We start from the raw sequence: 11,863 nt of genomic DNA, 5'->3' as shown, positions 1-11,863 counted from the left end.
GCGGGGAAACCGCACCAGGAACTGGACGCATGGAACCCGAGACCGAAAACCCGACCGGATCGCCCCCGCCCGCCGACCCTCCGCCTGCCGATCCGGCCCCCGCAGCGCCGCCGTCGGGCGTCCCGCGCTGGGTCTTCGCCGTGCTCGTCGCCGCCGTGCTCGCCGCCCTGTTCTGGCCGCGCGGCGAGCGGATCTCGCTCGCTCGCCGCCCGCAGCCGGTCGACGCCAGCGGATCGAGTGTCTCCCTCGAAGACCGCTTCGGCCGCGTCACCCTGCTCCATTTCTGGGCGACCTGGTGCCCGCCCTGCGTCACCGAGGTCCCCACGCTCAAGCGGCTCGTCCGGGATTTCCCCGACGGAGCCGGCCTGCGCTACGTTCTCGTGTCGGTCGAAGACAACCCCGCCAAGGCGCAGGAGTTCCTCGGCGAGATCGCCGGCCTGAACCTCTTCGACAGTGACTGGAAAGTCGCCCATGGCTATGGCACCGACAAACTGCCCGAGACCTACCTCCTGGTGGACGGCAAGGTGGTCGAGAAGTTCGTCGGCGCCACGAACTGGGACGATCCGGCGCTGCGCGCGCGGCTTCAGAGCCTGATCGGCAACTCGGCCGCCCGCTGACGATCCGCGGGCGGGCCCGAGAGCGGCACCCGAACAGCCCTAGAAGCGCAGGCCGAGACCGATCGAGGCCCCGCCGAACAGGTGCGCCTCGTCGAGGAAGGCGTAGTGCACGTTCGTTTCCGCCGCGAGGTAGAGACGGCGATAGAGCCGGAACTCGCCCGTCAGGCCGAAAGCGAATCCCACGGCCGTCTCGTTGCGCGCCTCGCCGTCCGGCAACTCGCCCTTGACGCGGTAGGCACCGAGCCCGAGGTAGACCCCCAGGTCGTAATAACCCTTGGGATAGCGGTATTCACCGACCAGCGCGGCATACTCGAGATCGGCCTTGGCCAGGTCGCTCCCGAACCCCTTGCTCTCGTCGAACTCGATTCTCCCGGCGCGCACCCCGACCAGCGTGTAGCGCTCGGTGACCATGAGCGCGAAGGCCGAAAAGGCCGGGTTGGTGAGCCCGGGATCGGGCTTGAGGTCCGCCGAACCGCCGACTCCGCCGAGCAGACCCAGGTCGAAGCTGTAGGGCTCGGTTCCCTGGGCGGCCATCGGGGTGGCGGCCAGGGCCAGAAGGAAAAGGAAGGAAAGGGCGCGGCGCAACGGGGCCTCCTTGGACGGTGTGACGACGCATCCCGGCCGAGCCGCGACGCGGGGCGGCAGTATACCGCCACCGATTCCGTCTTTTCCCTTCATACGAGCCTCCCCAGCGCTCCACCCAAGATGTCTATGCTCAGCCACCCCTGGATCGCCTTCGGCCTCGAGTTGCTCGCTCCCGACCGCTGCATCGGCTGCGCCCGTTCTCGGCGCAGCCGGCGGGCTCCCTGCGGCCTCTGCCTGCCTTGCTTCTCCCGGCTCCGGCGTCCGCCCCAGCCGGCCTGCCGACACTGCGCTCGCCCAATCGCCGGTCTCGCCGGCCTCGCTGCGCCGCAGTGCGGCCGCTGCCGGCTCGATCCGCCCCCGTTCGACCGCCTCGTCGCCCTCTGGGAGTACCGTCCGCCGCTCGATCGGGTGATGCACGGCCTGAAGTTTCATCAGCTCGACTACCTCGGCCCGGAGCTCGCCGCGGTGGCTGTCGACCGGCTCGCGGCCGATTTCGCCGACGTCGACCTCGTCGTCCCGGTGCCGCTCCACTGGCGCCGTCGCTGGTGGCGCGGCTTCAACCAGGCCGAGCGGATCGCCGCGCCGCTCGCCCGGCAGCTGGCCATCCCGCTGGCACAGCCGCTCGTCCGCCGGGTGGCGACCCAAGCCCAGGCTCGCCTGCCGCGCTCTGCCCGCCTGCGCGGCCCACGGCGGGCCTTCCATCTTGCCGATCCTGGGCCGGTCGCCGGTCGCCGGATCCTGCTCGTCGACGACGTCACGACCACCGGAGCCACCCTGCGCGCCGCTGCCACCGCGCTGCAGGCCGGCGGCGCGACCTCGGTCTCGGTCTTCGCCATCGGCCTGACGCCCCCTCCGGGCAGCCGATCGGCCTGTCCCAGAGAGAGGTGAGCCGCGCCTCCACCCCTCCCCTGGGAATTCGTTGCACCCCCTTGACGGTTGAGCTATCTTGTAGCGGTCTGGGGTCCTGTTCATGAGCACGAACCGTTCGGTCGTCGCCCTTTGCCTCGCGTGGATGGCTCTGGCTGGTGGTGCGCGTGCAGACCAGGCGCCCGACCCCGGTCGACTCGCCGGTCGCGTCCTCGACAGCGCCGCGCCGCTTCCTGCCGTTCAGGTCTACGCCTACCAGCTCGTCGATCGCACGCTCCGCCTGGCAACGACGCAGGGCGATGGCGAGTTCTTCTTCGACGCCCTGCCAGCCGGCCTCTACAAGGTCATCGCCTTCAAGCGCGGATTCGCACCCGCCGTGCTGATGCTGACGCGCGCCTCGCGACAGGCTGCGCAATGGGTGGAGCTGCAGCTCGTCGCGAGCCCCGAAGAGGGCGGCGACGGCGACGCTGATTTCTGGGCGCTCCGCGAGCAGGTTCCTCCGGACGTTCTGCGCGAGATCGAGCTCGCGGACGGAACCGACGCGGCGAAGGCGGCGTCCTCGCAGACCGCGACGCAGCAGCAGTTCCTCGCCCAGATGACCGCCGAAACCGGCGTCACGCAGTTGCTCGGTGGAACCGATGCCGCGTTCGCCGGCGGCGAGATGCGGCTCCAGGGCACCATGCTCGGCATGCGGCTCTCGGTCGACGGCGACTATCGGCAACTCGGCAGCGAGCGCTTCGACGCCGGGAGCGCCGGAGCGAGCGGCAAGACGACCTCGCTCGCCTTGCGCCTGCTCGGCAGCCAGACGAGCGAGCTCGACCTGCGTTCGCGGGTCGATCGCTTGACGACCCGCGTCGGTGGCCACGAGGTGCCCGTCGATTTCGCCCAACACGGCGTGCGGTGGTCGCGCGCCTTCGGCCCGGCGACCGAGTCGGCGATCCTCGCGCAGTACACCGAGGAGAGCGGGCTGCACGCCAAGGGGCTGATCGAGCCGGCGGCCATCCCGCTCGCCTCGCGGTCGTTCCGACTCGAGGGGACCTACTCGCGCGAGCTCGGTGACCTCGGCGAGTTGCACGCCGCGGTGCGCTATCGGGAGCGCAACAGCGAGTATGGGGACGAAACCTCGCCGCTGCTCGCCGCGAGCCAGCGTCAGTTCGAGGCGTTCGGCGGCGGCGATCTCAAGCTCGACCCGCGGGTGGGCTTGAGCTACGGCCTGCTCGGCGGCCTGCGCGCCGGCGATGTCGCCCTGACGCCGCGCGCCGGCGCCGATCTCGGCCTGGGTCCGAACTGGAAAGGGCGCGTGTTGGTCTCGAAGCGCTTCGATCTCGGCGGCGACGGCAACGCCTGGCTCGAGGAGTTCATTCCGTTGCTGCTCGGACAGGACGATCCCTGCGACGCCGCCGGGTTGACCTGTTACGAGCTCGAGCTTCGGCGCGGCGACTCCGCCACCGATCCGGGAAGCCTGAAGCTCGCCCTGAGCGGCGCCCAGCGGGAGTTCGATCGCACCGTCCGCCTCTACTTCAGCGACGACTTCTTCGATCAGGTCGATAGCCTCTTCCTCGTCCCCGGCGACCGTCTGCCGGAGATCAAGGTGGTGCTCTCCCGCAAGCTCGGCGACCGGGTCTTCGCCAAGCTCGAGTCGACGGCGGCGAGCGGCGGCGGCGGCAGCTATGTCGCGGCCGACCGCCAGCCCTATCGCAACAGCGTCGCCTATCTCGTCACGTCGCTCGACACCCGCTTCGCTGCCAGCTCGACCGCGGTGATCGTCGCCTTCCAGCGGCTGCAACAGGACCTCGAGCCGATGCTCGGCCCGATCGTCGCGACCGTGGCGCAGCTGGACCTCGAGCGCCTCGAGCTGACCGTGACGCAGGACCTCAATGTCTTCTTCGACCTGCCCGCCTCCTGGGCGATGCGGGTCAACATGGAGCTCAGCCGCGGAACCACCTCGTACCTGGAGGACCTCCCGTCCGACTCCGTGCGCCGCCGGCTGACCACCGGTGTGTCGGTCCGCTTCTAGCCCCACCCGCCCGTTCTCGACGATCCCGCCCCTCGCTCGATCGGCCCGAATTGCCGTTTTCGGGAGTCTGGCGCTCCCTATCCTTGGATCCAATCCACTGGATCCTCTCCAAACGATTCCATCGGCATCGCGGAAATCCCCTGGAATGAACGCTCTCGAGGCGATTCAGCCAGCTGCGACGGTGGCACGGAGCGTGCTACATGTCGAATTCGTGAGGCTCGAAGCCCCAGCGACACCATGAACGCCGGAAAGCCCGCTCGACGGGCTCTCGCCCTGGCCTTCCTGCTCCTCGGGGCGATCTGCCTCGCGCTCGCCGGGGTCAGCTTTCACCGCAAGCTGGTCTCCTTCCAACCGTTGGGGTTCCGCGCCGCGGCCGGCGCCGATCATCTGCGCGTGGTGTCGGTCGAAGACTCGACGACCGGGCTCGCGGCGGGCGACCGCATCCTGCTCGTCGACGGCCAGGCGGCCACTTCTGGAGCCCAAGCGATCGAGCGTCACCTGCGCGACCAGGAGAGCGCCCACCTGGTCATCCTGCGCGGCGAGCAACTGATCGAGGCCGACTACCGGCGCCCACCGATCGCGCTCGATCTCCCCTACCTCGTCCTCGCGTTTCTCGGCCTCGTCTACTTCGGCATCGGACTCTTCGCTCTCTGGCGGACACCGCAAGGCCAGCTCTTCTTCCTCTGGGCGCTCGCCTCGGCCGTCGTCTACGTCTTCTCGCCCGTCTATCCGCTCGACGCGCTGGGCAAGCTCCTCTACCTCGTCGAGGCCGCCGCGCGCGGCCTGCTGCCGCCGCTCGCCCTGCACCTCTTCCTGGCGATCCCCGGCGTCCCCGCTCGTCATTCGCGAATTCGCCGGCTGCTCCCCTGGGCCTATCTGCCCGGCGCCCTGCTGTTCGCCGCCAATCTCGATCTCGCCGCCGCCCACGGCAGGCTCTGGATCGGCCCACCCACCGCGGCGACGATCCGTGCGCTCGATCGACTCGACCTCGCCCACATCGCCCTCTTCACGGTCCTGGCCGCCGCCGGTCTGGTCGTCGGCCTCCGCCAGGTGGCCGAGTGGGAGTCGCGACGGCAGATGCAGTGGCTCGCCGTCGGGGCCGTCGCCGGCTATCTGCCGTTCGCCGCGCTCTACCTGTTGCCGACGGTCGTCGGCGTCCACTGGCCTCCGGTGGTCGTCGTGCTCTCGGTCCTGCCGCTCGCTTTCGTCCCGGTGGCTTTCTCCTGGGCGCTGCTCCGCTACCGGCTCTTCGATCTCGGCGTGATGGTGCGCGACGGGCTCTCCTACGGCCTGACTCTCTTCGTCGGCCTCGGGAGCTTCGCGCTGCTCGACCTGTTCATCCGCCGCGTCCTGCCGGAAAGCTGGGGACTCTCGCGCGACGCCGCCTCCTTCGCCGCGGGGCTCGGCATCGCGGCTCTCGTCGTTCCGGCGCAGCGGCGTGTCAGCTCGGTGTTCGAGCGGCTGCAGTACGGTGCCGCGTTCCGGCGGCGCCGCGCGCTCGCTCAGCTCGGTCGCGAGCTGCTCCACGAACGCGATCTCGATCGGCTCGCGCGAGTCCTCGTCGCCGAGCTCGCCGACGCGTTGGAGCTCGATCGCGTCGAGCTCCTGCTCTCGCGCGGCGGCCGACTCGAGGCCGCCTTCGCCGGCTCCCGCTCGACTCCGGCGATCGATCTCGCCGATCTCCCGTCAGGAATCTGGAGCACTCCGCATCGGGCGATCTTCCCGGCCGACGGCTTTCCCGGCGATCGCACCGCCTTCCGGCGGCTGGCGGAGAACGGCGTGCGCTATCTCTTCCCGCTCGTCGTCCGCCAGAAGCCGATCGGTCTGCTGCTGGTCGGACCCAAGGGCTCGGGCGTTCCGCTCAACAGCGAGGATCTCGATCTGGTGCGCTCGCTGCTCGACCAGGCCGCACTCGCGGTGGAGAACGCGCAGCTGCTCGATCAGGTTCAGCATCAGCTCGAACAGGTCACCGACCTGCAGCGCCACAACGAGCGAATCATCGAATCGTCTCCGGCCGGCATCGCCGTCATCGACGAGAGCGCGCACATCCGCCAGGTCAACGAGGCGTTTGCAGCGCTCGTCGAGCGCTCGGCGGCTGGCCTCGTCGGATTGCCGATCGGCGACATCCTCCCGGTGACGGGGATCCCGGCGCCCGGCTCCCCGTCCTGGCAGGTCGAGTGGAGCGCGCCGGACGGCGAGGTGCGGCATCTGCAGGTCGGTGTCGCGGCGATGCGCTCGAGCGACGGCCCCGGGGGACGGATCCTCGTCGTGCAGGACGTCAGCGACCGGGTCAAGATGGAGGCGGCGCTCAAGGAGCAGGACCGCCTTGCCGCCATCGGCCTGCTCGCCGCCGGCGTCGCGCACGAGGTCAACACGCCGCTGACCGGCATCTCGAGCTACGCACAGCTCCTGCTCGCCGACACACCGGAAGGCGACCCGCGGCGCGAGCTGCTGCAGAAGGTCGAGCGCCAGACCTTCCGCGCCGCCCGCATCGTCAACGGCCTTCTCGATTTCGCCCGGCAGCGCGGCGGCGAGAAGGGTTTGCTCGAGGTCGGCGCGGTGATTGGCGACTGTGCCGATCTGCTTCGCGAGCGCTTCTCCCGGAGGGGGATCCGATTCCGGTACGATGCCCCGGCCGAGCCGATTCACGTGCTCGGCAACGAAGGGGAGCTGCAACAAGTCGTGACCAATCTTCTTCTCAATGCCGTCGACGCGATGCCGGGCGGCGGCTCGCTCGTCGTCGAGCTCTCGGCTGACGCCACGATGGCCCAGCTTGTCGTCACTGACAGCGGCCACGGGGTTCCCCCCGAGCTCCTCGACAAGATCTTCCAGCCTTTCTTCACCACCAAGGCGGGCCAGGGCGGGACCGGACTCGGCCTCGCGATCAGCCAGCAGATCGTTGCCCAGCACAGCGGGCGCATCGGGGTGGACAGCCGACCCGGAGAAGGGACTCGCTTCACCGTCGTGCTGCCCCGGCAGGAGTCCCCCGGCACGCTGCCCGCCTCATGAACATCCTCATCGTCGACGACGAAGAAGTACTGCAGGACGTCCTTTCCGTCCTGCTCCGCCGCGAAGGGTACAACCCGGTCGTCGCGCGGACAGGGGAGGACGCGCTGCTGGTGCTCGAGCGCGAAGAGATCGATCTCGTGCTCCTCGACCTGATGCTTCCAGGGATGTCCGGCATCGAGGTTCTGCGCCAGCTCAAGGGGCGTGACCCGGACCAGGTGGTGATCGTGGTGACCGCCTACTCCTCGATCGAAGGTGCGATCGAGGCGATGCGCGAGGGCGCCTTCCACTACATTCCGAAGCCGTTCAAGAACGAAGAGGTCCTGCTCACCGTGCGGCGCGGGCTCGAGCAGCGCCGGCTCTGGGTCGAGAACCGGGCCTTGCGCGAGAAGCTCGGGCAACGATTCGGGCTCGACAACCTGATCGGCAAGAGCCGCGAAATGCAGCAGGTCTTCGACCTCGTGCGGCTCGCCGCACCGGCCAAGAGCAATATCCTGATCCTCGGCGAAAGCGGTACTGGCAAGGAGCTCGTCGCCAAGGCGATCCACCAGCACAGCCGCCGGTCGCAAGGGCCGTTCATCACCGTCAACTCCGGCTCGATGCCGCCGGACCTGCTCGAGAGCAACCTCTTCGGACACGTGCGTGGCGCCTTCACCGGAGCGATCGCCAACAAGAAGGGGCTCTTCGAGCTGGCCAACAACGGCTCGATCTTCTTCGACGAGATCGGCAACATCCCCCTCGAGACGCAGGCCAAGCTGCTGCGCGTCATCCAGGAGAAGGAGTTCATGCGGCTCGGCGGGATCGAGACCCTGCGAGTCGACGTGCGGATCATCGCGGCGACCAACGCGGAGCTCGAGGCCTCGGTGCGCCAGGGGGCATTTCGCGAGGATCTCTACTACCGGTTGAACGTCATCACCATCCAGCTCCCGCCGATGCGCGATCGGCGCGAGGACATCCCGCTGCTCGCCCGCCACTTCCTCGCCCGCTTCGCGGCGGAGAACGACAAGCCGTTGCGGGACATCGCCCCACGCGCCATGGAGCTGCTGCTCGACTATCGCTGGCCGGGCAACGTCCGCGAGCTCGAGAACGTGGTCGAGCGCGCCGTGGTGCTCTCGGAGGGCGAGGTGCTCGACGTCGACCTGCTCCCGGCCACCCTGCGGCGTTCGGCGAGCGAACCGACGGCCATCCCCCTGCCCCCCGAAGGGGTATCGCTCAAGGAAGCGATGGCCTCCTACGAGCGGCAGATGATCGTCCGGGCCCTGCAAAGCGCTGGAGGGGTACAGAAGCGCGCTGCCGAGCTCTTGCGGGTCAAGCCGACGACCCTCCACGAGATGATGAAGCGGCTGAATATCTCGGCCGAGGGCACCTCCGCCTGACCCGATCTGGGGGCAGAACCGGTCACCCGGACCCCTCGGCCCACGGTCCGGCATGGACAGACCCGCCCCCTCCGGCTAGAATGCCGGGTTCCGGGCCCGCGCGGCGGGACCGGCGGCCCGAAGGACTCCGACCATGAAAGAGAACATCCATCCGAAGATGTACCGGGTCACGGCGGTTTGCGCCTGTGGCAACACCTTCGAGACGCACTCCACGAAGAAGGAGCTGCGGCTCGAGATCTGCAACGCCTGCCACCCGTTCTTCACCGGCAAGCAGAAGCTGATCGACACGGCGGGTCGCGTCGAGCGCTTCAACCGCCGCTACCAGCGCACCGCCTGAGCACCCGGCTCCGCCGCCGGGCGCTTTCGCACCTGCCCCGGCGGCGATTCGCCCTCTCCCCCTGACCCATGCTCGAGAAGCTGGAGCAGCTCGCCAAGACCCATGACGAGCTGACGGCCCGCCTCGCCTCACCCGAGGTGCTGGCCGAGCCGCGCCTGTACCGGGAGGCGAGCAAGGCCCTGGCCGAGATCGACCGGGCCGTGGCGCTCTATCGCGAACGTTGTCGCGTCGATCGGGAGCTCGCCGAGGCGCGCGAGATGCTGGCCCATGCCGGCGACGAGCGCGACCTCGCGACCCTGGCCGAGCAGGAAGTCGCCACGCTGGTTGCGCGGCGGGACGGAATCGACGCCGAGCTGCAGCTCGAGCTCGTCCCCAAGGACCCCAACGACGGACGCAACGTGGTGCTCGAGATCCGCGCTGGGACCGGCGGGGACGAAGCCAGCCTCTTCGCGGCCGAGCTCTTCCGCATGTACAGCCGCTACGCCGAGCGACGGGGCTGGCGGGTCGAGGTGATCGACCTCTCCGAATCCGAAGCGGGAGGGGTCAAGGAGGTCTCGGCGATCATCGAAGGCGACGCCGCGTTCAGCCGCCTGAAGTACGAGGGGGGGATCCACCGCGTCCAGCGGGTACCCTCGACCGAGAGCGCCGGGCGGATCCACACCTCCGCGGCAACCGTCGCCGTGTTGCCAGAAGCCGAGGATGTCGAGGTCGACATCGCCGAGAAGGACCTGCGGGTCGATCGCTACTGCGCCTCCGGGCCGGGCGGCCAGGGCGTGAACACGACCTACTCGGCGGTGCGCATCACCCACCTGCCGACCGGGATCGTCGTCACCTGCCAGGACGAACGCAGCCAGATCAAGAACCGCGCCAAGGCGCTGCGCGTCCTGCGCGCGCGCCTGCTCGAGGCCGAACGCGAGAAAGCCGACTCGGCGCTGGCCGCCGAGCGCCGACGCATGGTCGGCTCGGGCGATCGTTCCGAGAAGATCCGCACCTACAACTTCCCGCAGAATCGCGTCACCGACCACCGGATCGGGGTGACGCTGCACCAGCTCCCCGACGTGCTGGAGGGCGGTCTCGACCCGCTGCTGGAGGCGCTGGGACGACACTTCCAGGCCGAGTTGATCGCCGAGACCGCGCGCTCGGCCGCTGTCTGATCGGCCTGCGCAGCTCCCGACTTCGACTTCAGACTTCGCCGCCAGGGCCGAGTGCCGGCGCTCCCGCCTCCGCCGTGGCGCCAGGCCGCGACGGCACGAGCACGATGAGCACGACCGCCACCAGGATCAGTGCCGCGGCCACCAGGATGCGAACGGAGAGCGTCTCTCCGGCGACGAGCCAGCCGAGCAGCACGGCGATCACCGGGTTGACGAAGGCGTAGGTCGAAGCGAGCGTCGGATGGGCATTCCGCAGGAGCCACCCGTAGGCCGAGAAGCCGATCAGGGTGCCGAAGATCATCAGGTAGAAGAATGCGACGACCGAGCGGGTCGAGAAGGTCGCCGGGTCGATCGTGCCCCACTCGCCGCGGACCATCCCGGCGATCGCCAGCAACGCTCCGCCGCTTGCCAGCTGCATGCCGTTGGTCAGCCAGATCGAACGCGGCATCGCCGCGCGCGAGGCCGCCAGCGAGCCCACCGCCCAGGAGAGTGCGGCGAACACGAGCGCCGCGGCTCCGAGCGGGTCGACGGCCCGGACTCCGGTGCCGAACGGATTGCCGATCAACAGCGCCACACCGCCGAAGCCAACGAGCAGCCCGGCGGCGGTCGACCAGCGCGGCCGGAAGCCGAACGGGCCGAGCGACCCGAGAACGGCGATCCAGAGCGGCTCCGTGGCGACCAACAGCGCCGTGAGCCCCGACGGAACGTACTGCTGCGCCCACACGACGCCGCCGTGTCCGCCGAGCATCAGGAGCGCACCGATACCGATCGCTGCCGGCCATTGCCCTCGCTCCGGACGAACGCCCTCGTGCCATCGGCCCCAGGCATAGAGCAGCAGGCCGGAGATCCCGTAACGCATTCCAGCCATGGTGAACGCCGGCAGCGTCTCCAGGGCATAGCGAATCGCGAGGTAGGTCGATCCCCAGATGATGTAGACCGCGAGCAGGGCGAGAATGAGCCGCGATCGCACCATGGACCCAGTCTACCCAATGCACGGACGCCCCCTTGTCGCCACCTCCAGGCAGCGATAGAACCACCGGCGTGACGACGGTCCGCGCCCTGCTCGCCGCGGCACGCCGCCGCCTCGCCGCCGCGCCGTTCGACGCGCCGCCGCGCGAGGCGCGCCTGTTGCTCGCCCACGTGCTCGGAAAGCGCGAGGTCGACCTGCTCGGCGGCGACGGCGATGCGATCTCCGCATCCGCCGCCGCGCGGTTCGCCGAGCTCCTCGAACGGCGTCTGTGCGGCGAGCCGGTCGCCTACCTGCTCGGCGAACGCGAGTTCTGGGGCCGGAGCTTCCGCGTCGATGCGCGCGTCCTGGTGCCCCGTCCGGAGACCGAACACCTCATCGAGGCGGCGCTCGCGCTCCCGCTCCCGCCGCAGCCGCACTTCCTCGACCTCGGTACCGGTTCGGGCTGTATCGCGACCACGCTCGCCTGCGAGCTGACGGCGGCGCGGGGTGTCGCCCTGGATCTCTCTCCGGCTACGCTGGCGGTAGCGGCTGGCAACCTCCACCGTCACGGCGCGAGCTCCCGCGTTCGACTCCTCGCCAGCGACCTCGGACGCGGTCTCGCGCTCTCCCGCTTCGATCTCGTGGTCTCGAATCCTCCGTACCTGGCGCTCGCCGACGCGTCGGCGATCTCGACCGAGGTCCGCGACCAGGAGCCCCACCTGGCACTCTTCTCGGGAGAGCGCGGCCTCGACACGATCGAGCGCCTGCTCTTCGAGGTCGGCCCAGCGCTCGCCCCGGCCGCCTGGCTCGCCTTCGAGATCGGCGCCGGCCAGCTCGATCCGGTCCTGGAAATGGCCGAACGCTCGCGGCTCGAGCCGGCACACTGGATCGCCGACTTGGCCGGGATTCCACGAGTTGTGGTACTAAGGCGCCGGGCAACGTAGCCTCGATCTCCGGA

Annotated in this window: 10 protein-coding genes; 8 read left to right on the top strand and 2 right to left on the bottom strand. The window is 69.6% G+C overall.

Going from position 1 to position 11,863, the window contains the following annotated elements; genetic code table 11:
• Positions 1 to 29: 29 nt before the first annotated feature.
• On the top strand, positions 30 to 617 hold the full coding sequence (locus tag IPJ17_06550) for a TlpA family protein disulfide reductase (GenBank protein ID QQR75232.1): 588 nt from the start codon (positions 30 to 32) through the stop codon (positions 615 to 617).
• Between the two features lie 39 nt (positions 618 to 656).
• Here IPJ17_06550 and IPJ17_06545 read toward each other — a convergent pair whose 3' ends face one another.
• Complete coding sequence (locus IPJ17_06545) at positions 657 to 1,202, bottom strand: outer membrane beta-barrel protein (protein QQR75231.1); 546 nt, start codon at positions 1,200 to 1,202, stop codon at positions 657 to 659.
• A 126-nt stretch (positions 1,203 to 1,328) separates the two neighbouring features.
• On the opposite strand from IPJ17_06545, the gene IPJ17_06540 reads away from it, so the two are divergent.
• The 6 genes from IPJ17_06540 to prfA all read left to right on the top strand — a co-directional run bounded on the left by IPJ17_06540 (position 1,329) and on the right by prfA (position 9,959).
• Complete coding sequence (locus IPJ17_06540; protein QQR75230.1) at positions 1,329 to 2,090, top strand: ComF family protein; 762 nt, start codon at positions 1,329 to 1,331, stop codon at positions 2,088 to 2,090.
• An 82-nt stretch (positions 2,091 to 2,172) separates the two neighbouring features.
• The gene (locus tag IPJ17_06535) at positions 2,173 to 4,086 is read left to right on the top strand and encodes a carboxypeptidase regulatory-like domain-containing protein (GenBank protein ID QQR75229.1); all 1,914 of its coding nucleotides are present in this window, start codon (positions 2,173 to 2,175) and stop codon (positions 4,084 to 4,086) included.
• Positions 4,087 to 4,323: 237 nt separating this feature from the next.
• The gene (locus tag IPJ17_06530; protein ID QQR75228.1) at positions 4,324 to 7,095 is read left to right on the top strand and encodes a PAS domain-containing protein; all 2,772 of its coding nucleotides are present in this window, start codon (positions 4,324 to 4,326) and stop codon (positions 7,093 to 7,095) included.
• Entirely contained in the window at positions 7,092 to 8,468 is a 1,377-nt protein-coding gene (locus IPJ17_06525) for a sigma-54-dependent Fis family transcriptional regulator (GenBank protein ID QQR75227.1), read from the top strand. Before IPJ17_06530 ends, IPJ17_06525 begins: the two co-directional genes overlap by 4 nt.
• Positions 8,469 to 8,601: 133 nt before the next feature.
• Positions 8,602 to 8,805 (top strand): 50S ribosomal protein L31, encoded by a 204-nt coding sequence (rpmE, locus tag IPJ17_06520; protein ID QQR75226.1) that lies wholly within the window; start codon positions 8,602 to 8,604, stop codon positions 8,803 to 8,805.
• Between the two features lie 68 nt (positions 8,806 to 8,873).
• On the top strand, positions 8,874 to 9,959 hold the full coding sequence (prfA, locus tag IPJ17_06515; GenBank protein ID QQR75225.1) for a peptide chain release factor 1: 1,086 nt from the start codon (positions 8,874 to 8,876) through the stop codon (positions 9,957 to 9,959).
• A gap of 28 nt (positions 9,960 to 9,987) precedes the next feature.
• On the opposite strand, the gene IPJ17_06510 is transcribed toward prfA, so the two are convergent.
• Complete coding sequence (locus IPJ17_06510) at positions 9,988 to 10,929, bottom strand: EamA family transporter (protein QQR75224.1); 942 nt, start codon at positions 10,927 to 10,929, stop codon at positions 9,988 to 9,990.
• Positions 10,930 to 10,997: 68 nt separating this feature from the next.
• On the opposite strand from IPJ17_06510, the gene prmC reads away from it, so the two are divergent.
• On the top strand, positions 10,998 to 11,849 hold the full coding sequence (gene prmC / locus IPJ17_06505; GenBank protein ID QQR75223.1) for a peptide chain release factor N(5)-glutamine methyltransferase: 852 nt from the start codon (positions 10,998 to 11,000) through the stop codon (positions 11,847 to 11,849).
• Positions 11,850 to 11,863 lie beyond the last annotated feature (14 nt).

The organism is Holophagales bacterium (assembly GCA_016699405.1).
In the GTDB taxonomy this organism is placed as follows: Bacteria; Acidobacteriota; Thermoanaerobaculia; order Multivoradales; family JAGPDF01; genus JAAYLR01.
This window is presented reverse-complemented; position numbering and strand designations above follow the sequence as displayed.

Bases quoted from the DNA above. Each gene is read 5' to 3' on its own strand.
- IPJ17_06550 (QQR75232.1), top strand. From the start codon at position 30: ATGGAACCCGAGACCGAAAACCCGACCGGATCGCCCCCGCCCGCCGAC.
- IPJ17_06540 (QQR75230.1), top strand. From the start codon at position 1,329: ATGCTCAGCCACCCCTGGATCGCCTTCGGCCTCGAGTTGCTCGCTCCC.
- IPJ17_06535 (QQR75229.1), top strand. From the start codon at position 2,173: ATGAGCACGAACCGTTCGGTCGTCGCCCTTTGCCTCGCGTGGATGGCT.
- IPJ17_06530 (QQR75228.1), top strand. From the start codon at position 4,324: ATGAACGCCGGAAAGCCCGCTCGACGGGCTCTCGCCCTGGCCTTCCTG.
- IPJ17_06525 (QQR75227.1), top strand. From the start codon at position 7,092: ATGAACATCCTCATCGTCGACGACGAAGAAGTACTGCAGGACGTCCTT.
- rpmE (QQR75226.1), top strand. From the start codon at position 8,602: ATGAAAGAGAACATCCATCCGAAGATGTACCGGGTCACGGCGGTTTGC.
- prfA (QQR75225.1), top strand. From the start codon at position 8,874: ATGCTCGAGAAGCTGGAGCAGCTCGCCAAGACCCATGACGAGCTGACG.
- IPJ17_06510 (QQR75224.1), bottom strand. From the start codon at position 10,929: ATGGTGCGATCGCGGCTCATTCTCGCCCTGCTCGCGGTCTACATCATC.